At 45.6% G+C, this 20,617-nt stretch carries 17 protein-coding genes and 3 tRNA genes; 12 read left to right on the top strand and 8 right to left on the bottom strand.

The features are described from left to right. Positions 1-186 precede the first annotated feature (186 nt). A complete protein-coding gene (glnS, locus tag KV201_RS15170) occupies positions 187-1,857 on the top strand; it encodes a glutamine--tRNA ligase (protein ID WP_226059836.1) in 1,671 nt (556 codons plus the stop codon). Positions 1,858-2,055: 198 nt separating this feature from the next. Here the strand turns inward: glnS and KV201_RS15175 are convergent, their stop codons facing one another. Continuing rightward, on the bottom strand, positions 2,056-2,652 hold the full coding sequence (locus tag KV201_RS15175) for a Yip1 family protein (RefSeq protein WP_006081117.1): 597 nt from the start codon (positions 2,650-2,652) through the stop codon (positions 2,056-2,058). A gap of 283 nt (positions 2,653-2,935) precedes the next feature. Here KV201_RS15175 and miaE point away from each other — a divergent pair, with 283 nt between their 5' ends. Next, positions 2,936-3,706, top strand: coding sequence for a tRNA isopentenyl-2-thiomethyl-A-37 hydroxylase MiaE (miaE, locus tag KV201_RS15180; protein WP_226059837.1), 771 nt, complete (start codon positions 2,936-2,938; stop codon positions 3,704-3,706). A gap of 126 nt (positions 3,707-3,832) precedes the next feature. Here the strand turns inward: miaE and KV201_RS15185 are convergent, their stop codons facing one another. Together KV201_RS15185 and KV201_RS15190 are read right to left on the bottom strand one after the other, a co-directional pair. Further along, positions 3,833-4,555 carry a UDP-2,3-diacylglucosamine diphosphatase gene (locus tag KV201_RS15185; protein WP_226059838.1) on the bottom strand — a complete coding sequence of 241 codons (723 nt, stop codon included), beginning with the start codon at positions 4,553-4,555 and terminating at the stop codon, positions 3,833-3,835. A gap of 9 nt (positions 4,556-4,564) precedes the next feature. Further along, positions 4,565-5,059 carry a peptidylprolyl isomerase gene (locus KV201_RS15190; RefSeq protein ID WP_006081120.1) on the bottom strand — a complete coding sequence of 165 codons (495 nt, stop codon included), beginning with the start codon at positions 5,057-5,059 and terminating at the stop codon, positions 4,565-4,567. A gap of 140 nt (positions 5,060-5,199) precedes the next feature. Between KV201_RS15190 and cysS the strand changes: the two genes are divergently transcribed. Further along, complete coding sequence (gene cysS / locus KV201_RS15195; RefSeq protein WP_107402165.1) at positions 5,200-6,579, top strand: cysteine--tRNA ligase; 1,380 nt, start codon at positions 5,200-5,202, stop codon at positions 6,577-6,579. Between the two features lie 94 nt (positions 6,580-6,673). On the opposite strand, the gene folD is transcribed toward cysS, so the two are convergent. Next, positions 6,674-7,528 (bottom strand): bifunctional methylenetetrahydrofolate dehydrogenase/methenyltetrahydrofolate cyclohydrolase FolD, encoded by an 855-nt coding sequence (folD, locus tag KV201_RS15200; RefSeq protein ID WP_011846463.1) that lies wholly within the window; start codon positions 7,526-7,528, stop codon positions 6,674-6,676. A 361-nt stretch (positions 7,529-7,889) separates the two neighbouring features. Between folD and KV201_RS15205 the strand changes: the two genes are divergently transcribed. The 9 genes from KV201_RS15205 to KV201_RS15245 all read left to right on the top strand — a co-directional run bounded on the left by KV201_RS15205 (position 7,890) and on the right by KV201_RS15245 (position 16,988). Continuing rightward, a tRNA-Pro gene (locus KV201_RS15205) sits at positions 7,890-7,966 on the top strand. Between the two features lie 117 nt (positions 7,967-8,083). Next, a tRNA-Arg gene (locus KV201_RS15210) sits at positions 8,084-8,160 on the top strand. Positions 8,161-8,169: 9 nt separating this feature from the next. Next, a tRNA-His gene (locus tag KV201_RS15215) sits at positions 8,170-8,245 on the top strand. 262 nt (positions 8,246-8,507) lie between these two features. Next, positions 8,508-9,812: a trigger factor gene (gene tig, locus KV201_RS15220; RefSeq protein ID WP_226059839.1), complete on the top strand. Its 1,305-nt coding sequence runs from the start codon at positions 8,508-8,510 to the stop codon at positions 9,810-9,812. Positions 9,813-9,901: 89 nt separating this feature from the next. After that, positions 9,902-10,510 carry an ATP-dependent Clp endopeptidase proteolytic subunit ClpP gene (clpP, locus tag KV201_RS15225; RefSeq protein WP_006081124.1) on the top strand — a complete coding sequence of 203 codons (609 nt, stop codon included), beginning with the start codon at positions 9,902-9,904 and terminating at the stop codon, positions 10,508-10,510. An 84-nt stretch (positions 10,511-10,594) separates the two neighbouring features. Next, a complete protein-coding gene (gene clpX / locus KV201_RS15230; protein ID WP_006081125.1) occupies positions 10,595-11,875 on the top strand; it encodes an ATP-dependent protease ATP-binding subunit ClpX in 1,281 nt (426 codons plus the stop codon). Positions 11,876-12,007: 132 nt separating this feature from the next. Further along, complete coding sequence (gene lon / locus KV201_RS15235; protein WP_226059840.1) at positions 12,008-14,365, top strand: endopeptidase La; 2,358 nt, start codon at positions 12,008-12,010, stop codon at positions 14,363-14,365. Positions 14,366-14,624: 259 nt separating this feature from the next. Then, the gene (gene hupB, locus KV201_RS15240) at positions 14,625-14,897 is read left to right on the top strand and encodes a nucleoid-associated protein HU-beta (RefSeq protein WP_006081127.1); all 273 of its coding nucleotides are present in this window, start codon (positions 14,625-14,627) and stop codon (positions 14,895-14,897) included. A 225-nt stretch (positions 14,898-15,122) separates the two neighbouring features. Continuing rightward, a complete protein-coding gene (locus KV201_RS15245; RefSeq protein WP_226059841.1) occupies positions 15,123-16,988 on the top strand; it encodes a SurA N-terminal domain-containing protein in 1,866 nt (621 codons plus the stop codon). A 190-nt stretch (positions 16,989-17,178) separates the two neighbouring features. Here the strand turns inward: KV201_RS15245 and KV201_RS15250 are convergent, their stop codons facing one another. The 4 genes from KV201_RS15250 to KV201_RS15265 form a co-directional block, all read right to left on the bottom strand. Next, positions 17,179-17,391, bottom strand: coding sequence for a molybdopterin-binding protein (locus tag KV201_RS15250; RefSeq protein ID WP_006085368.1), 213 nt, complete (start codon positions 17,389-17,391; stop codon positions 17,179-17,181). Positions 17,392-17,533: 142 nt separating this feature from the next. Continuing rightward, a complete protein-coding gene (gene fabV, locus KV201_RS15255) occupies positions 17,534-18,736 on the bottom strand; it encodes an enoyl-ACP reductase FabV (protein WP_006085369.1) in 1,203 nt (400 codons plus the stop codon). A gap of 105 nt (positions 18,737-18,841) precedes the next feature. Then, positions 18,842-19,627 carry an ATP-binding cassette domain-containing protein gene (locus KV201_RS15260; RefSeq protein WP_006085370.1) on the bottom strand — a complete coding sequence of 262 codons (786 nt, stop codon included), beginning with the start codon at positions 19,625-19,627 and terminating at the stop codon, positions 18,842-18,844. After that, positions 19,608-20,615: an oligopeptide/dipeptide ABC transporter ATP-binding protein gene (locus KV201_RS15265; protein ID WP_006081132.1), complete on the bottom strand. Its 1,008-nt coding sequence runs from the start codon at positions 20,613-20,615 to the stop codon at positions 19,608-19,610. Before KV201_RS15265 ends, KV201_RS15260 begins: the two co-directional genes overlap by 20 nt. Positions 20,616-20,617 lie beyond the last annotated feature (2 nt).

Here is a 20,617-nt window from a genome sequence, read left to right on the forward strand (position 1 = left end):
AAATGTCAGCTTAGTTAGGTCAAAGATAAAAGCAGCTTTCATGGCTGCTTTTATTGTTTTACTATCGCGGCTATAACCCAGCCGGTCAAAAACCATAGTTTTTAGCACTAGGCATTGTAACTAGTAGTGATCTGTAGGATCATGCTGGTTTTCTTAAAATTGCCATTGTTCGCAAAGAGGAATTCCATGAGTCATGTGGACACTGAAGTACGTCCGAGTAACTTTATTCGTAATATCATAGATGAAGATTTACAAAGCGGTAAGCACACGAGTGTACAGACTCGTTTCCCGCCGGAACCGAATGGCTATCTTCATATTGGTCATGCTAAATCTATCTGCTTAAATTTTGGGATAGCGCGAGACTATAACGGTCTGTGTAATTTACGTTTTGACGATACTAATCCTGAAAAAGAAGACATTGATTATGTAAATTCTATTCAGGCGGATGTGCGTTGGCTTGGATTCCAGTGGGATGGCGACGTGCGCTATTCATCAAACTATTTTGATCAGTTACATCAATATGCGGTTGAACTGATCAATAAAGGTTTGGCCTATGTGTGTTTCTTAAATGCTGATGAAACCCGCGAATACCGTGGCACGTTAAAAGAGCCAGGTAAAAACAGTCCTTTCCGCGACACATCAGTCGAAGAGAACCTCGCCTTATTCGCTAAGATGCGCGATGGTGGTTTTAAAGAAGGTGAATGTGCGCTGCGTGCCAAAATTGATATGGCGTCGCCATTCATGTGTATGCGCGATCCTATCATCTACCGTATTCGTTTTGCCCATCACCACCAAACGGGTGACAAGTGGTGCATTTACCCAATGTACGACTTTACCCACTGTATTTCTGATGCGTTAGAACATATTACCCACTCTTTATGTACTTTAGAGTTCCAAGACAACCGTCGTTTATACGACTGGGTGTTGGATAATTTGAATGATTTTCAAGCGCCGAATCGTACTCGTCAATACGAGTTTTCACGCTTAAATCTTGAATATACCTTGATGTCTAAGCGCAAGCTAAACGATCTTGTGACTCGCAAATTAGTGTCAGGTTGGGACGACCCACGTATGCCTACGATTGCTGGTCTACGTCGCCGTGGTTATACGCCAGCGTCAATTCGCGAGTTTTGCCAACGTATCGGCGTGACTAAGCAAGAGAATATGATTGAAGTCGGCATGTTAGATGCGTGTATTCGTGAAGAACTGAACGAACATGCACCGCGTGCGATGGCCGTATTACGTCCATTGAAAGTGATCGTCGAAAACTATGCTGAAGGTGAGCTTGAGTACATTCAAGCGGCCGCTCATCCAAATGATGACAGCATGGGGACGCGTGAATTAGCCTTTGGCCGTGAAATATTGATTGATGTGGCTGACTTTAGAGAAGAAGCCAACAAACAATACAAACGCCTTGTGACAGGCAAAGAAGTACGTTTACGCAATGCCTATGTGATTAAAGCTGAGCGTTGTGACAAAGACAGCGAAGGCAATATCACGACGGTTTATTGCACTTATGATCCTGAAACCTTAGGTAAAAACCCTGCAGATGGCCGTAAAGTCAAAGGCGTGATCCACTGGGTTGAGGCATCTACTGCCAAGCCTGCTGAATTCCGTTTATATCAGCGTTTATTTACCGATCCTAATCCAGCAGCGGCTGAGACTGTGGACGAAGTATTAAACCCTGAATCATTAGTGGTTGTGCACGGTTTTGCTGAAGCAAGCCTAGTGAATGCACCAGCAGAAAAAGCTTATCAGTTTGAGCGTGAAGGTTATTTCTGTGCTGACAGCAAAGATTCATCAGCTGATAAACTCGTGTTTAACTTAACTGTAGCGCTGCGTGATTCTTTCGAATGATTTGATAGTATTAGCTTGATTGAATTGGTTTGATGAAATGAGTCAAACAGTTCAACTCAATTAAGCTCAGTTGAATTAAACTAAGTCGTTCTGATCATTAATCAGACCCAAAAAAGAAGGCCTTTTAGGCCTTCTTTTTTATTTTATGGATTAGCGATAAAGCTATTGGCTGGTGTGAATTACAGTTAATTTGAGTTGTTATTGATACATAGGACCAAAGCCTAGGCTCCATAAGATAACGCTGGTTGCCATTAGCCCCACTAACAGTACTAAACCTGCGGTCACCATGGAACTGGCGTAGATAAAGCCTTTCTCTTCAGGGATATTCATAATGATCGGCACACCCGCGTACAGTAAGTACACTGAGTAAGCCAAACCAATCAATCCCACTATCATGATAAACCACAGCACTGGATACAACGCAGCTAAACCGACCATGAACAATGGCGTAGCGGTATAGGACGCGAGTTCTAACGCTTGGGTGTAGGTTGGGTTTGCATCGAAGGTTTTTGCCATCCAATAGGCCAAATAGGCGAGGGCGAATACGCCCGCTATTAGGCCTAAATACATGCCAGCCGACATAAACATGGCGCTTTGAGGTGTGAGGTAAATAGGATCGCCAGCGCCTGGATTCCAGCCAATGTAAGCTGTAGCAATATAACTGCAAATCGCAGGGATTAAGGCGATCAGTACCACATGACTTAAGCTACTTTTTAGTGCCTCATGGTTTTTTTCAATTGTGTGCCACTCTTGTTTAGGATGAGTGTATAGCCCCATTAAGTGATTCAATATCATTATAATTATCCTTGTTCAGCATTGATGAATGGCTCGCCAAACGTCAGACGAGCTGATAACAGCTCCACAATCGAGGTTAAAATGGTGTCCTGTCCCTTTAACTGCCGATTGGTGACACATACAGAAGTGAGAAGCTGTGTGATCAGGATCTCAGTTCTTTAGAGTGTAGATTATTTATTGAACAAAAAGTTCGGCGCGTCAAGTTAACTGAAGCCTAATGCTATAGCTTATGAGTAAATATGCGTAAAATAGCGCGATATTCAGAATGATATTGAGTGAGTCCATGCTGCAACTTCTTGCCCCCATCCACGCGTTTCTTCGCTGTGAAACACCGCAAACTTGGATTGATGTCGCGATTAAATCAGATTCCTTGGATGAGTTGCTGATCGATCACTGTAACTGTGAGTTAAAAGCAGCCCAGACAGCGATATTTTTGCTACGAAAATATGCGTTAGATAAAGACAGTGGTCGAGCTCTGTTGGCGTGGGCTAAACCCTATGAAGAGTTTATCTATTCGCAAGATCATGATGTGGTGAGCTTTCTGGCGCGCGATGTGAAAAAGAATGAGCTGGTGGCCGAACTTATGCCTAAGCCAAACTTTAAGTTTGCCGCTAATTTGGTTTCACCTTTAATCCGCTTGATTAAAGAAGAGTTTCATCATTTTGAGCAAGTATTGGAATTGATGCACAAACGCAGCATTGAGTATCGTAATATTCGCGCAGGCCGTTATGCCAAAGGCATGATGAGCTATGTAACCACCCATGAGAAAGATATCCTGCGGGATAAGCTGATTGTGGGGGCGTATATTGAGGCGCGTTCGTGCGAGCGTTTTGCTAAGTTGGCGCCCTATTTAGACGGTGAGCTGAGTAAGTTTTATGTGTCACTGCTGCGCTCTGAAGCCCGCCACTATCAAGATTATCTTGCATTAGCACAGTTGGTTTCACCTGAGGATATTAGCGAGCGCGTAAAGTACTTTGGTGAGTTAGAGGCTGAGTTGATTCTGGCGCAGGATGATGAGTTTCGTTTCCACAGCGGATCGCCGCTAGCAAATTGATTTGAAACACCTTCTTTTTAAAAATTGATGAATTAAGTCGATATAGCTAAAACGATTAACGGTTCGCTCGAACCGTTAATATAATGCGTCTTTAACCTCAAACAAGGTCAATAAAAGCAAGCTAACTTAAGTTGTATGCTCGAAGGGTAAGGACTGTAAGTTAATCCCTTCGGCGCTCACACTCAGCACACTGCCTTGCTCATACCAATCGCCCACCACAATACGTTGACAGCCATTAGCAAGTTGATGAATGGCGGGTCTATGGGTATGACCGTGGATCATATGTTTGGTGTGGGTCTTGGCAAATAACGCATCGACCGCATTGGGCTCCACATCCATGATGGTGTAGCTTTTTTGCTGATTGCTACTTTTGCTATTGCTGCGAATTTTATCGGCAATGCCCTGACGGGTTTTCTTGGATAAACAACCATATAGCCAACGCGCCAGTGACAAACTGCGCAGTTTTCGAAAGCGTTGGTAGGACTTATCCAAAGTACACAAGCTGTCGCCGTGTAAGATAACCGTCTCTATGCCGTATAAATTCAGGCACGTCACTTCGGGTAAGATTTGCATTCCTGCGGCGCGCGCAAATTGCTTGCCTAACATAAAGTCACGGTTGCCGTGGATGAAATACACCGGCAGCTTTTGTGATACTTGCTTGAGTTTTTCGGCGAGTTCGAGGGCAAAAGGTAAGGCAATATCATCGCCAACCCAGACTTCAAACAAATCACCTAGGATATAGAGGGCGTCGGCATCATCGAGTTCAGTGTCGAGGAAGCGAGTGAACGCTTGGGTGATATCAAGACGATCTGCACTCAGGTGCAGATCGCCTATAAATAAAGTTCGCATCCGCAGGGATTATGCCGCAACGCTGACTTTTTCAATCACAATGGCTTCTAATGGCACATCTTGATGCATGCCACGGTTGCCAGTGCTAACAGCTTTGATTTTTTCGATAATATCCATGCCTTCAACGATTTCGCCGAATACGCAGTAGCCCCAGCCCTGTGAGGTTTCTGATTTAAAATCGAGGAAAGTGTTGTCGTTCACGTTAATGAAGAACTGTGCAGTGGCTGAATGTGGATCAGAAGTACGTGCCATAGCAACAGTACCAGTACGATTTGATAAACCGTTATTGGCTTCGTTTTTCACTGGCTCGTTACAACGCTTTTGGCTCATGTCTTCGTTGAAGCCACCACCTTGGATCATGAAACCGTCAATCACACGGTGGAAGATAGTGCCGTCGAAGAAACCTTCGTCAACATATTTCATGAAGTTTGCTACTGTTAACGGCGCTTTTTCAGCGTTCAGTTGCAGTTTAATGTCGCCCAAATTGGTGTGTATTGTGATCATGTTTTCATACTCTCTGTAAATAGTGGCGCGATTCTAACTTATCTCGGATTGCGCGCAAAGTGCAGTATTCAAAACCTGTCAGGCCGTGGTAGACTGACTCCTTGATTTTACACCTGAATGTATCATTGAAGAGAATATCGATGTTGAAGATTTACAACAGTATTACCCGCCAAAAACAGGAATTTAAGCCGATTACTCCCGGAAAAATCGGGATGTACGTGTGTGGTGTGACCATATACGATCTCTGTCATATTGGTCATGGCCGTACTTTTGTTTCCTTTGACATGATAGTGCGCTACCTGCGTTACGCGGGTTATGAAGTGAATTTTCAGCGCAATATCACCGATGTTGATGACAAAATTATCAAGCGCGCTAACGAGAATAACGAAAGCTGTGAAGCCTTAACCGAGCGTTTGATCGGTGAAATGCATCAAGACTTCGATGCCTTAAATATGTTGCGCCCCGATTTTGAACCGCGCGCAACCCTGCATATTGCCGAAATCATCGACATGGTTGAGTTATTACTCGCCCGTGGCCATGCCTATGTGGCGAGCGATGGTGATGTGCTTTTCAGCGTGGCTTCCTATCCTGATTACGGCCGTTTATCGGGTCAGAATTTAGATCAACTACAAGCCGGTGCTCGGGTAGAAGTGGACGAAACCAAACAAAATCCAATGGATTTTGTGTTGTGGAAAATGTCTAAACCTGGTGAACCGACGTGGGAATCGCCATGGGGACCGGGTCGTCCTGGCTGGCATATTGAATGTTCGGCCATGAACAGCAAACATCTAGGTCTACATTTCGATATTCATGGCGGCGGCTCTGACTTACAGTTCCCGCACCATGAGAATGAAATCGCCCAGTCTTGCTGTGCCCATGACACGCCATACGTGAACTATTGGATGCACACAGGCATGGTGATGGTTGACCGTGAAAAAATGTCTAAGTCGTTAGGCAATTTCTTTACCATTCGCGATGTACTTGGTCACTATGATGCTGAAACTGTGCGTTATTTCCTGTTATCTGGCCATTACCGTAGCCAACTGAACTATTCAGAAGATAACTTGAAACAAGCTCGTTCAGCTTTAGAGCGTTTGTATACCGCCATTAAAGATGTCGACTTGACTGTCGCTGCAGCGCCAGCAGAAGAGTTTATCGCGAAATTTAAAGCGGCGATGGATGATGACTTTAATACACCTGAAGCCTACTCAGTCCTGTTTGACATGGTGCGTGAGACCAATCGCTTAAAACTGACCGATATGGCACAGGCATCGGCATTAGCAGTCACCTTGAAGCAATTAGCGGATGTGTTAGGCTTATTAAGCCAAGAGCCTGAAGCTTTCTTCCAAGGCGGCGGTAGTGATGATGAAGTGGCTGAAATCGAAGCTTTAATCGTTGAACGTAACCGTGCTCGTACTGAAAAAGACTGGGCTGCTGCGGATGTGGCGCGTAACCGTTTGAATGAGTTAGGCGTTGAGCTTGAAGATGGCCCAAGTGGTACCACTTGGCGTAAGAAATAAGCTTAGTTAGTTGTTCTCTCTCATCTAGACGAAATCTTCAGCCATAAAAAAACCTGCATCATGCAGGTTTTTTTATGCTTGCAGAACTTAGAACTTAGTCGTGATATTGCTCAGCAGCGTATAAGGTGTTTTCCAATAGACTCGCAATCGTCATCGGGCCAACACCGCCGGGGACTGGAGTGATAAAGCTGGCATTTTGCGCCGCAACGTCATATTGCACATCGCCGACTAAGGTGCCGTTATCTAAACGGTTAATGCCTACGTCAATGACGATAGCGCCAGGCTTGATCCACTCACCAGGAATGAAGCCGGGTTTACCGACTGCGACAACCACGAGATCTGCGATACGAATTTTTTGCTCAAGATTCTTAGTGAAACGGTGGCAAGTGGTCGTAGTGCAACCCGCCAACAGTAATTCTAACGTCATAGGGCGGCCGACAATATTAGACGCACCAACCACGACAGCATCTAAACCATAAGTATCAACGCCGGTGGATTTGATGAGTGTCATTATGCCCATCGGCGTGCAAGAGCGCAGCACCGGAATACGCTGCGCTAAACGGCCAACGTTGTACGGGTGAAATCCATCGACATCTTTATCAGGGCGAATACGTTCGATGACTTTTGAATCTTCGATATGGGCGGGTAGTGGCAGTTGCACTAAAATGCCATCGATGGTCGGATCATCATTCAGACTATCAATAAGGCTCAGCAACTCATCTTCACTGCAACTTGTTTCTAAATCGTATGAACGAGAAATAAATCCAACTTCCTCACAGGCCTTACGTTTGCTTCCAACATAAACCTGTGATGCCGGATCGGCTCCCACTAATACTACGGCTAAACCCGGAATGCGCTGTCCAGCCTCTTTGCGGGCGGTGACTTTTTCGCTGAGCTTAGTGCGGATGGATTGAGCAATCGCCTTGCCGTCGATTATTTGGGCTGTCATGGGTGTAGGATATCCTTTATATGGGCGATGGTTAAAACAGTAGTTAACACAGAGATTGGCAATCGCGGCTATTTTAACAGGGCACAGCTACTGTGTCATGGTTAAAGCCGTCGCCAAATGGATAAAAAAAAACGGATTAGCCTGATAATTCAGCACCTAGAGTCAATCAATAAAAAAATCGTTGACGGTTGTAAAGTGAGGGGATAAGATGCGCTCCGTTCTCAGGCAGATGTGTTCATCTAGCACTGAAAATGTTATGTAAGACCTTAGGTGATTAGCGCGTCCGGTAGTGTATCCAGTTTTTGGATGAGAGCGGACCAGAGGGAACCCTCTGAGTTGATACCAAAAAATGTAAGACTTTCGGTGATTAGCGCAGCCCGGTAGCGCATCTGGTTTGGGACCAGAGGGTCAGAGGTTCGAATCCTCTATCACCGACCACTTTATTATTGTTTGCTTCAATGAATTTAAAGATAATTTGAACTCAAATAAGCGAATGGTAGGGTTAGCTAAGTGCTTTCCAAAATCGGTTAGGATACAGAAAGTTCTGTAAACCATGCGCCCGTAGCTCAGTTGGATAGAGCACCCGCCTTCTAAGCGGGTGGTCGCAGGTTCGAATCCTGCCGGGCGTACCAGTTTCAGTGGTGATTGTAGCTCAGTTGGTAGAGTCCCGGATTGTGATTCCGGTTGTCGTGGGTTCGAGCCCCATCAGTCACCCCATTTTTTAGTACTTTGAGTACAAATTAAAAAAAGCGACCTTGTGTCGCTTTTTTTATACCCCAGATTCGGCTGTTGAGGCTCGACTCTGCAGAAAACGGTGGCTATAATGTCGCGTCTTGATAGATATCAACTATGAGCGACCTGTGCCTAAAGCCAGTAGTGGTGGGCATTGTAGTCAAATTTAATGATCAAGAAACGAATACCTGAATAGTTGATGAATCGGCTATTACAAAGGACGTTAGACAAATTTCGAGGTAAAACAATGCAAGTTTCTGTTGAAGCAACCCAAGGCCTAGAGCGTCGCCTGACCATTTCTGTTCCTGCTGAACAAATTGAAAAGCTGGTTAAAGACAGTTTACAACGTGAAGCTAAGCGTGCTCGTATCCCAGGTTTCCGTCCTGGTAAAGTGCCTATTACTGTGATTAACAAACGTTACGGCGCAGCGATTCGTCAAGACATCATGGGTGAAGTGATGCAACGTAACTTCATCGAAGCAATTATTGCTGAGAAGTTAAACCCAGCCGGTGCACCGACTTTTGTTCCAGGTTCAACTGATGGCGAAAAGTTCGAATTTATCGCTACCTTTGAAATCTATCCAGAAGTTGAGCTGAAAGGCTTAGATGCAATCGAAGTAGAACAACCAAAAGCTGAAGTGACTGACGCTGACGTTGACACTATGATTGAAACGTTACGTAAACAACACGCAACTTTCGCTGCTGTTGAACGTGAAGCTGCCGATGGCGACAAAGTGAAAATGAACTTTGTTGGCTCAGTTGATGGTGAAGAATTTGAAGGCGGCAAAGCTGACGATTTCGAACTGCAATTAGGCAGCGGCCGTATGATCCCTGGTTTTGAAACGGGTATTTTAGGTCACAAAGCGGGTGAAGAATTTGTTATCGACGTGAACTTCCCAGAAGAATATCACGCTGAAAATCTGAAAGGTAAAGCCGCTAAGTTCGCGATTACGCTGACTGAAGTTCAAGCCGCTAACCTGCCAGAAGTAAACGATGAGTTTGCTGCTCTGTTCGGTATCAGCGAAGGTGGCTTAGAAGCCCTTAAAGCTGAAATCCGTAAAAACATGAACCGCGAACTTGAGCAAGCGTTAAAAGCTAACGTTAAAGAGCAAGTGATCAACGGTCTGTTAGCGAACAACGACATCACTTTGCCAAAAGCACTGATCGATGGCGAAGTTAACGTACTGCGTCAACAAGCAATGCAACGTTTTGGCAATCAAACGGCAAACATGCCTGAACTGCCAGCTGAATTGTTCACTGAACAAGCTGCACGTCGCGTTAAAATCGGTCTGTTATTAGGCGAAGTCATCAAGACTAACGAACTGAAAGCAGAAGACGAACGCGTACAAGGCTTGATCGCTTCTATGGCTTCTACCTACGAAGATCCAAGTGAAGTTGTTGCTTATTACAACAGCAACAAAGAGCTGATGCAAAACATGCGCAACGTTGCTTTAGAAGAGCAAGCAGTTGAAGCACTGTTGAAATCTGCCAAAGTGACCGAAAAAGAAGTCGCTTTTGAAGAATTTATGAACAAGGCTACTGGTCGCGCATAAGCTAAGCTTGACTTGATTAGCTGTTCGCCATTTATAATGGCTCGTATGAGGCTCCTCATGCGAGCCATTTTTATTTAGGGAAGTGAATAATGCATAATGCGTCAGACATACAAAGTGCTTTAGTGCCTATGGTGATCGAACAGACTGCTAAGGGTGAACGCTCATACGATATTTATTCTCGTTTGTTGAAAGAGCGGATTATCTTTTTGGTAGGTCAAGTTGAAGAACACATGGCAAACCTTATCGTGGCGCAACTATTATTCTTAGAATCAGAAAGCCCAGATAAAGATATCTTTTTATACATTAACTCTCCAGGTGGCTCAGTCACCGCAGGCATGGCGATTTATGATACCATGCAGTTTATCAAACCGAATGTTAGCACTGTCTGTATCGGCCAAGCGGCCAGCATGGGCGCTTTCTTATTAGCCGGTGGTGAGAAGGGCAAACGTCACTGTTTACCAAACTCTCGCGTGATGATCCATCAACCACTGGGTGGTTTCCAAGGTCAAGCTTCTGACATCGCTATCCATGCCAAAGAAATCTTAGGCATTAAGAATAAGCTTAACCAAATGTTAGCCGAGCACACTGGCCAACCGCTCGAAGTGGTTGAACGCGATACCGATCGTGACAACTTCATGAGCGCGACTCAAGCCGTCGAATATGGCTTAGTTGACTCTGTGATGACGAAACGCGGCTGATTTTTGCTTTTGACTGAGCTATGCTCTGTAAAGGTTAAGCAAATTTAAGACAGGCAGTAGAGCAGACTGCAAATGAGGTAATTAATGGGCGACAACAAAAATAATGGTGACAGCGGTAAATTGCTGTACTGCTCTTTTTGCGGAAAGAGCCAGCATGAAGTCAGAAAACTCATTGCTGGCCCATCAGTGTATGTATGCGACGAATGTGTTGAGTTATGTAACGACATCATTCGCGAAGAGATTAAAGAAATCTCTCCAAAGCGCGATAGCGATAAGTTACCGACACCACATGAGTTGCGTGCACATTTAGACGATTATGTGATTGGCCAAGACAGGGCGAAGAAAGTGCTGTCTGTGGCAGTGTATAACCACTATAAGCGTTTGAAAAATGCGTCGCCTAAAGATGGTATCGAGCTGGGTAAGAGTAACATTTTACTTATCGGTCCAACGGGTAGCGGTAAGACGCTGTTGGCTGAAACCCTTGCGCGCTCACTCAATGTACCTTTCACTATGGCCGATGCCACAACACTGACTGAAGCGGGTTATGTGGGTGAAGACGTTGAAAACATCATTCAAAAGTTGCTGCAAAAGTGCGACTACGATGTAGAGAAAGCGCAGCGTGGTATCGTTTATATCGATGAAATCGATAAAATTAGCCGTAAGTCAGACAATCCATCGATCACCCGTGACGTATCGGGTGAGGGCGTGCAGCAAGCGCTGCTTAAGCTGATTGAAGGTACTGTTGCCGCGGTTCCACCACAAGGTGGCCGTAAGCATCCACAGCAAGAATTCTTACAAGTCGATACTTCTAAGATCCTGTTTATCTGTGGCGGTGCGTTTGCAGGGCTTGAGAAAGTGATTGAGCAACGTGCACACGTTGGTTCGGGTATCGGTTTCGGTGCTCAGGTAAAAGGCGAAAAAGAGAAGGCGACGATTTCTGAAACCTTAACTCAAGTTGAACCTGGCGATTTGGTCAAATATGGCTTAATTCCTGAGTTCATCGGCCGTCTGCCTGTGGTTGCGACTCTGACTGAGCTGGATGAAGAAGCCCTAGTGCAAATTTTATCTCAACCTAAAAATGCCCTGACTAAGCAGTACAGTGCGTTATTTGAGATGGAAGGCGTCGAGCTTGAGTTCCGCGAAGATGCACTTAAAGCGATAGCACACAAGGCGATGTCACGTAAGACAGGTGCCCGTGGTTTACGCTCAATCGTTGAAAGTATTCTACTGGATACTATGTACGATATTCCTTCAGTCGATGGTGTAGTGAAGGCCGTTGTCGATGAATCAGTCGTGAAAGGTGAATCTGCACCTATCCTGATTTATGAGCACAATGAAGCCCAAGCAGCCTCTGGCGAGCAATAATTGTACTGATTGCTAATAAACTGAAAAACAAGGAGTCCAATGGACTCCTTTTTTCGTATTAGCCATTGAAACTCAATAAAGCGTCCCAATATACTCCAGTATTAATCCATTTCACCAAAACGGAATCGAACTATGACCCAAGAGCGTGAAGCGCATATCGAACTCCCCGTGCTGCCACTGCGAGATGTGGTGGTCTATCCCCATATGGTAATTCCGTTATTTGTCGGACGAGAAAAATCTATTCGATGTCTCGAAACCGCAATGGCGCAGGATAAGCAAATTATTTTAGTGGCGCAGCGTGATGCCGAACTCGATGAACCATCAAAAGATGACATCTTCGAAGTGGGTACGGTTGCCTCTATTTTACAGTTACTTAAGCTGCCAGACGGCACAGTCAAAGTGTTGGTAGAAGGCGGACGTCGCGCCCGCATTACCCGTTACACCCAAGAAACAGAGTTTTTTGTGGCTAAGGCTGAGTATCTGGAATCAGAACCGCTGGAAGACAAAGAAGAAGAAGTGTTAGTGCGCAGTGCTATTGGTCAGTTTGAAGGTTATATCAAGCTGAACAAAAAGATACCGCCAGAAGTCTTGACCTCTTTATCGGGTATCGATGAAGCGGCGCGTCTGGCTGATACTATGGCCGCACACATGCCACTTAAGCTTGAAGATAAGCAATCTGTGCTTGAGATGATCAACGTTGGCGAGCGTCTGGAATATTTAATGGCGATGATGGAATCGGAGATCGACCTATTGCAGGTTGAGAAACGTATTCGTACCCGCGTTAAAAAACAGATGGAAAAAAGTCAGCGTGAGTACTATCTGAACGAACAGATGAAAGCCATCCAGAAAGAACTGGGTGACTTAGACGAAGGCCATGACGAGTTTGAAGCCTTAAATCGTAAGATTGAAGAGGCTAATATGCCCGCCGAGGCGAAAGGAAAAGCCCTGGCAGAGCTTAACAAGCTACGTATGATGTCGCCAATGTCGGCAGAAGCCACAGTTGTGCGCAGCTATGTGGATTGGATGACGTCAGTGCCTTGGAGCCAACGCTCTAAAATCAAACGTGATTTAGCAAAAGCCCAAGAAGTGCTCGATACCGATCATTTCGGTCTGGAAAAAGTTAAAGAACGTATCTTGGAATATTTGGCAGTCCAAAGCCGAGTGCGTCAGCTTAAAGGGCCAATCCTGTGTCTCGTTGGACCTCCAGGTGTGGGTAAAACTTCCTTGGGTCAATCGATCGCTAAGGCGACCGGACGTAAGTATGTGCGTGTTGCCTTAGGCGGCGTGCGTGATGAAGCGGAAATCCGTGGTCATCGCCGTACTTATATTGGTTCTATGCCAGGTAAAGTCATTCAAAAAATGGCTAAAGTGGGCGTGAAAAACCCATTATTCTTGCTCGATGAAATCGACAAGATGAGTTCAGACATGCGCGGCGATCCGGCTTCTGCTTTATTAGAAGTGTTAGATCCTGAGCAAAATGCGACCTTTAACGATCATTACCTCGAAGTCGATTACGACTTATCCGATGTGATGTTTGTGGCAACGTCTAACTCTATGGACATTCCTGGGCCACTACTTGACCGTATGGAAGTGATCCGTTTGTCGGGTTACACCGAAGACGAGAAGCTGAATATTGCTAAGCAACATTTGCTGAATAAGCAAATTGAGCGCAACGGCTTAAAAGCGGCTGAAATTAAAGTCGAGGATAGCGCTATCGTTGGCATTATCCGCTATTACACCCGTGAAGCGGGCGTGCGTTCACTTGAGCGTGAATTGTCTAAGATTTGCCGTAAAGTCGTGAAAATGATTTTACTCGATAAATCAGTTAAATCTGTCACTGTGAATCAAGAGAACCTTAAGTCATTCCTTGGCGTGCAGCGCTTCGATTACGGTAAAGCTGAGTCGAAGAACCAAATCGGTCAAGTGACAGGCTTAGCGTGGACACAAGTAGGTGGTGATCTGCTAACGATTGAAGCAACGTCAGTGCCTGGTAAAGGTAAATTAACTTATACCGGTTCCCTTGGCGACGTGATGCAAGAGTCGATTCAAGCGGCTATGACAGTTGTTCGCGCCCGTGCGGAACAATTAGGCATCAATGCGGATTTCTACGAGAAGCGTGATATCCATGTGCATGTGCCAGAAGGTGCAACGCCAAAAGATGGTCCATCGGCTGGTGCGGCTATGTGTACCGCTTTAGTATCCAGCTTAACGGGTAACCCAGTGCGTAGCGACGTGGCCATGACAGGTGAAATAACCTTACGTGGTGAAGTGTTACCTATCGGTGGTTTGAAAGAAAAACTGCTGGCAGCACACCGCGGCGGCATAAAATTAGTGCTTATACCAAAAGAAAACGAGCGTGATCTGGAAGAAATTCCTGCCAATGTAATTGCCGATTTAGAAATTCGTCCCGTGCGTTGGGTCGATGAAGTGTTAAAACTGGCCCTAGAAAGACCGGTTGAAGGCTTCGAAGTGGTTAAAAACTTGGCATAACGCAAGAAATTGCGCTATCACGTTAAAAAAAATGAAAAAAGGGGCTTAACAAAGCGTAGACCTGTGGTAGCCTAGGTCTGTGGAGAGCCAGCTGCTCCAAGCCCTTGGCGCAACTGGCTTTGAGCTGTATCCAGTTTTATTTCTTTGGTTTTCGAACTCAGCTTGAACTTTGAATTCAAGCTTGTTATAAAAGCCTCCGCAGACCGCTCTAGAGACGGATTTGGTTGCGGCGCAAAAAAATTACATTCAAGGGGATGACATGAACAAATCTGAACTAATCGAGAAAATCGCATCTGGTGCTGACATTTCTAAAGCCGCTGCCGGCCGTGCACTGGATTCTTTTATCGCTGCTGTGACCGAAGGTCTGAAAGAAGGCGATAAAATTTCTCTTGTTGGTTTTGGTACTTTTGAAGTGCGTGAACGCGCTGAGCGTACTGGTCGCAACCCACAAACGGGTGAAGAAATCAAAATCGCAGCAGCTAAAATTCCAGCATTCAAAGCTGGTAAAGCACTGAAAGACGCTGTTAATTAATCATTAATATCGTAGCCTTTGTAAGGCATTCGTAATGACAAGCACTGTTTATCAGTGCTTTTTACGAATTGAAAGTAATGGAATATGAAGCTTAATTTCTACCATTACTCGGGGTTTTAGAATTTACCTGTGGTAGCGTCTGAATATTCCCCATAAATTACAGAAAGGCGCATCTCAAACCGATGCGCCTTTTTATTTTGTTAATCGCAACAAGCGAGAAATCTGATGTTAGAAAAGATCCGCGATGGTTCGCAAGGCGTGATTGCTAAAGGCATTCTCGTACTTGTGATTTTATCTTTTGCATTTGCAGGAGTCAGCAGTTACTTAGGTTCTACAACTGATGTGCCTGCAGCAGAAGTGAACGGTGACATAATCACTAAAGCCGAGCTTGAGCAGGCTTACCAAAGTGAGCGCTCTCGTATGGAGCAACAGCTAGGTGAGATGTTTGCTGCGTTATCTGCTGACGAAAAATATCTACAAAGCATTAAGCAGAGCGTATTAGAGCGCTTAGTGGCTGACAAACTGATAGATCAAGCGGCTAAGGCTATGGGTTTGCGTGTATCTGACGAACAGATCATTGCAGCCGTGAAAACTGAACCTGCATTCCAAACCGATGGCAAATTTGATAACGATCGTTATCAAGCGATTCTACGTCAGTTAGGTTATCAACCACAGGCGTTCAGAGACATGATGCGCGTCGATATGACCCGTCGTCAGTTAACGGCAGCGCTAGTTGGTACTGAATTTGTGTTAGCTGGCGAAGCTAAGCAATTAGCTGAGTTACAAGGCCAAACTCGCGATGTGCGCTATTTAGTCGTTGATTCTGCGCCATTCTTAGCGACAGCGGTTGTGACAGACGAGCAAGTGAAAAACTATTACGACGCAAACCAAGGGCAGTTTATGAGCCCTGAAATGGTGAGCTTAGAATATGTTGAGCTGAATGCGGCTGATTTTGCTAAAAATAACCCAGTTTCAGACGAAGAAGCGCAAGCTTATTACGAGGAACATAAAGCGCAATACGTGTCTAACGAGAAGCGTCTTGCCGCACACATTCTGGTTATGCCAGGTAGCGATGAAGCTGCTGCAAAAGCCAAGGCTGAAGATTTAGCGAAGCAATTAGACAGCGGTGCCGATTTTGCTGATCTGGCTAAAGCTAACTCTGACGATACCTTGAGTGCAGAGCAGGGCGGTAAACTGGATTGGTTTGAACCAGGTGTGATGGACCCCGCTTTCGATGCTGCATTATTTGCATTGAACAAAGGCCAACATTCTGCGGTGGTTAAAACTGACTTTGGTTTCCACATTATCAAGCTATTAGATGTGCAACCGGGTGTGACTGTACCCTTTGCCGATGTGAAAGCTAAGATAGTAGCGCAATTGCAAGATAAGAAAGCGGTTGATCAATTCTACAGCTTACAAAGCAAATTAGCTGATACTAGCTATGAAGTGCCAGATACACTATCTGAAACTGCTAAAGCTGTGGGCGTCGACATTAAGACGACTCCACTGTTCTCTCGCGATAACGTTCCTGCTACGCTGAACAAGCCTGACTTAGTCAAAGCCGCGTTCTCTGAAACTGTTATGCTGAAAGGGTTAAACAGTGAAGTGATTGAGCTTGAACCTAACCACGTGGTGGTGGTTCGTGTGAAGGAACATCACGATGCGGGCACTTTGGCCTTAGCGGAAGTGAAAGCCAATATCACAGAACGTTTGAAGCAAGATCAAGCAAACGAAGCTGCCCGTGCGAAAGCACAAGAGCTGATGGCACAAGTTAAAGCCGGTGCAACGGATCTTGGTTTAGTGGCTAAAGCGAAACTAGGCCGCGGCGCGCAAGATGTTGATGCTGCGATTGTAGGCAAAGCATTCCAAATGCCAACACCAAGCACTTCTCCAGTTGTCGATACCGTGGGTTTAGCAAATGGTTATGCCGTGGTTGCGCTAGATAAAGTCAACGCAGCAGAAGGTGTGAGTGATGAGCTGGTGAATGCGCTTAAACAACGCCTGAACGCACAATACAGCGAAGCAGACTACCGTGGCTTGATAGATTCACTTAAAGCCAATGCCAAGGTGCTTTACCCTGTAGAAGAATAATTTAAGTGAGGATAGCGCGTTGAACTGGCTATCTTACTTGTAAACTTCGATTAAAAAGGCCAAGTGATTCCACTTGGCCTTTTTGTTTTTTCAATGCGCTGAAGTATGTCGATGAGTTTGAAGAGAATAAGTTACTGCAACACAGTCAGACTCAATACGCCATCACATCAAGCGCGACGTTACAGTCGGGCTAGTCATCAACGCCTATCATCACGCTGCTGGCTTTGATGAGTGCATAAGCCGAATCCCCCACTTTAAGACCTAGGCGCTCACAGGACGCTTTAGTCACCACAGAGGTCAATACCACTCCGGGTGCAAGTTCGATCGTCACTTCATTGTTTACCGCGCCCATTTCTATGGATTTGATCGTACCGCTGAGCGTATTTCTTGCGCTAATTTTCATCGTCTTTCCTTATTGAGGGATTATTAGGGAGTGATTGGTGAAAGCTAGTGTAGCGCATCTTAGTTCGGGCGTTGCAAATAAAAACGCCACTAAAAAGTGGCGTTTAACGGTGTGATAAGCAGTGACTAGCTATCGCAGTCGATTAGAGCTCGATAACGTCAAACTCAACGTATGGGTTAACGTCGGCATCGTAATCAATACCTTCGATACCAAAGCCGAATAATTTAATAAATTCAGCTTTGTATTCACGGTAATCCGTTAATTCTGACAAGTTTTCTGTGGTCACTTGTGGCCACAGATTACGGCAGTGTTGCTGAATATCTTCACGCAGTTCCCAATCGTCTAAACGGATGCGATTGTCGCTGTCAGTTTCTGGCTTAGCACCATCGGCGCGGAATAGACGCTCACTGAACATGCGATAGATTTGCTCCATACAACCTTCATGCAGACCTTCCTGACGCATTTTCTTGAATACCATCGCGATATACAAAGGCATGACTGGAATAGCCGAACTCGCTTGAGTCACAACGCTCTTCAGTACCGCGACATTAGCGCTGCCACCAGTGGCTGACAATTGCTCATTTAAGGCTTTTGCTGCGCGGTCTAAATCCATCTTGGCCTTGCCAAGGGCGCCGTGCCAGTAGATTGGCCACGTCAGTTCTGTACCGATATAGCTATAGGCTACGGTTTTGCAGTTATCCGCTAATACACCGGCTTCAGATAAGGCTTTGATCCACAGTTCCCAATCTTCGCCGCCCATAACCGTTACTGTATCGGCAATTTCTTGCTCAGTTGCTGGCTCAACGGTGGCTTCAATGATGCAATCTTTATTGGTATCAACCGCAGTCGCAGTGTAAGTTTCACCGATTGGTTTTAATGCAGAACGGATAAGTTCACCAGAATCTGGCAGTTTGCGCACAGGTGATGCCAGTGAGTAAACGACCATGTCGATTTCACCGAGATCTTGCTTAATAAGCTCGATCACTTTTTGTTTTGCTTCATGGCTAAAGGCATCGCAGTTAATGCTCTTAGAATATAAGCCTTCAGCTTTAGCAAATTTGTCGAAAGCGGCAGAGTTGTACCAACCCGCAGTACCTGGTTTCGTTTCAGTACCTGGCTTTTCGAAGAACACGCCAATCGTTGCGGCATCGCTACCGAAAGCGGCTGCGATACGTGAAGACAGACCGTAACCGCTTGATGAACCAACCACTAATACCCTTTTCGGGCCGTTAGCAATTTTACCTTTAGCTTTGGTTAGCGTGATTTGTTCTTGAACGTTTGCTTCACAACCGACTGGGTGTGTAGTGGTACAAATGAATCCACGAATTTTTGGTTTGATAATCATGTTTAAGCTTCTTCTATCAAAATGACCAATAGGATAAATATTTCGGCGGGTAAATGGCACCTATTTTTAGCCAATTCACCTGATTATTTAAGTGGTTGGAGCAGTTTAACGTTTATGGACAAACAGACTTTGCTCTTGGATCAACCTCTGGGTATATTCATGTTGTGGCGAGTTAAATATCTGTTCTGTAGGCGCTTTCTCGACCATAACACCTTTGTGCAGCACCATGATTTTATCGCTAACATGGCGAATAATATTGAGATTATGGGATACGAAGATATAAGACAAGCCGAGGTCTTTTTGCAGTTTCAGCAGCAAATTAAGAATTTGTGAGCGTACTGAAAGGTCAAGCGCGGTCAAGGCTTCGTCGGCAATAATAATTTTAGGATTGAGCATTAAGGCTCGCGCTACCGCAACGCGCTGTTTCTGGCCTTCGGAAATCATGTGCGGATAAAACTCCGCATGCTCAGGTAATAAGCCCACTTTACGCAATGTGTCGACCACTTGGGTGTGCCGCGATTGCGCCGACATTTTGGTATTAAAACGCAGCGGCTCATCGAGCAACTGGCCAATTGTCAAACGCGGGTTTAGTGAGGTATTCGGATCTTGGAAAATCATTCGAATCAAGCGGCATCTTTGCTTGATATCGCGGCTGTCTAAGGCTTCACCTTCGAAAAAAATCTCGCCGCCGCTGCGGGGCTCAGCGCCGACTAAAATGCGGGCGAGGGTACTTTTACCCGACCCTGCTTCACCTACTATGGCTAAGGTTTCGCCGCGTTGGAGCTCGAAGGATACAGGCGCTAGTGCATCGTTATATTGGCGGGAAAAGCCCCTATAACCGGTATCGTATCTTTTATAAAGATCGTTAACTTTAAGCAGTGGGGTCGTCATTGTGGGTTTCGCCGTGATAAGGGAAATGACAGGCAAAATAGCGGTCTTTAATATGACTTAAATTTGGCTGATTAACGCATTTTTTTTGGGCTTCAGGGCAACGAGGCCCTAACCGGCAACCGATTGGCAAATGCTGTAAGGCGGGCGCAGACCCTGGAAGGGTAGGCATAATCGCCTTGTGGCCACCTGAGCCTGAATAGTCGGGCATGTTATCAAGCAGCGCCTTAGTGTAAGGATGATAAGGCTGTTTAATCACTTCGTCCGTCGGCCCCGATTCCATAACTTGACCGCAATAGAGCACGGATAAGTGATCGCACCATTGGGCTAAGGTTTCAAGCTCGTGGCTGATCAATAGAATCGATACATTTTGTAATTGATTTAATTGAGATAATAATCTGAATATCTGCGCTTGAGTGCTGAGCTCCATCGAGCTTGTGGGTTCATCGGCAATCAAGAGGCGAGGCTGATTAGCAACCGCCATCGCAATCATCACCTTTTGGCATTCGCCTTCGGATAATTCCCACGCATAGCTAGACATTACCTGTCGAGGATTTTTAATCCCGACTTTATGTAGCCACTTTTGTGCTGTCAGCCGTGCATGTCGACGTTTTTGCCAAAAATAGGCATTGGGATTCTTAGGCATAGCTTGCATCAGCTGACTGCCGACGGTTTGCGCCGGATCTAAGCTGCCCGATGGATCTTGGAAGATCATCGCCATGTCTGAACCCATTAGATTGCGGCGCTCTTTTGAGCTCATAGCCATCAAGTTATTGCCATCCCACATCATGCGATCGGCTGTGATGGTCCAGTTGGGACCTGGGATCCCAAGAATCGCTCTGGCTAACAAACTTCGTCCAGAGCCTGACTCACCGACTAGGCCATGAATTTCGCCCGCATTGAGCGTTAAGCTGACTTTTTCGAGCGCCCGCACTCTACCGTGGGGCGTATCGAGTTCAATCGTGAGATTTCGTACGTCGAGTAAAGGCATAA

Origin of the sequence: Shewanella sp. SR1, assembly GCF_020447145.1 — a bacterium.
GTDB lineage: Bacteria > Pseudomonadota > Gammaproteobacteria > Enterobacterales > Shewanellaceae > Shewanella > Shewanella baltica.

Bases quoted from the DNA above. Each gene is read 5' to 3' on its own strand.
- glnS (WP_226059836.1), top strand. From the start codon at position 187: ATGAGTCATGTGGACACTGAAGTACGTCCGAGTAACTTTATTCGTAAT.
- hupB (WP_006081127.1), top strand. From the start codon at position 14,625: ATGAACAAATCTGAACTAATCGAGAAAATCGCATCTGGTGCTGACATT.
- KV201_RS15185 (WP_226059838.1), bottom strand. From the start codon at position 4,555: ATGCGAACTTTATTTATAGGCGATCTGCACCTGAGTGCAGATCGTCTT.
- clpX (WP_006081125.1), top strand. From the start codon at position 10,595: ATGGGCGACAACAAAAATAATGGTGACAGCGGTAAATTGCTGTACTGC.
- KV201_RS15265 (WP_006081132.1), bottom strand. From the start codon at position 20,615: ATGCCTTTACTCGACGTACGAAATCTCACGATTGAACTCGATACGCCC.
- clpP (WP_006081124.1), top strand. From the start codon at position 9,902: ATGCATAATGCGTCAGACATACAAAGTGCTTTAGTGCCTATGGTGATC.
- lon (WP_226059840.1), top strand. From the start codon at position 12,008: ATGACCCAAGAGCGTGAAGCGCATATCGAACTCCCCGTGCTGCCACTG.
- KV201_RS15260 (WP_006085370.1), bottom strand. From the start codon at position 19,627: ATGACGACCCCACTGCTTAAAGTTAACGATCTTTATAAAAGATACGAT.
- KV201_RS15250 (WP_006085368.1), bottom strand. From the start codon at position 17,391: ATGAAAATTAGCGCAAGAAATACGCTCAGCGGTACGATCAAATCCATA.
- tig (WP_226059839.1), top strand. From the start codon at position 8,508: ATGCAAGTTTCTGTTGAAGCAACCCAAGGCCTAGAGCGTCGCCTGACC.
- KV201_RS15175 (WP_006081117.1), bottom strand. From the start codon at position 2,652: ATGATATTGAATCACTTAATGGGGCTATACACTCATCCTAAACAAGAG.
- folD (WP_011846463.1), bottom strand. From the start codon at position 7,528: ATGACAGCCCAAATAATCGACGGCAAGGCGATTGCTCAATCCATCCGC.
- miaE (WP_226059837.1), top strand. From the start codon at position 2,936: ATGCTGCAACTTCTTGCCCCCATCCACGCGTTTCTTCGCTGTGAAACA.
- KV201_RS15245 (WP_226059841.1), top strand. From the start codon at position 15,123: ATGTTAGAAAAGATCCGCGATGGTTCGCAAGGCGTGATTGCTAAAGGC.
- fabV (WP_006085369.1), bottom strand. From the start codon at position 18,736: ATGATTATCAAACCAAAAATTCGTGGATTCATTTGTACCACTACACAC.
- KV201_RS15190 (WP_006081120.1), bottom strand. From the start codon at position 5,059: ATGATCACAATACACACCAATTTGGGCGACATTAAACTGCAACTGAAC.
- cysS (WP_107402165.1), top strand. From the start codon at position 5,200: ATGTTGAAGATTTACAACAGTATTACCCGCCAAAAACAGGAATTTAAG.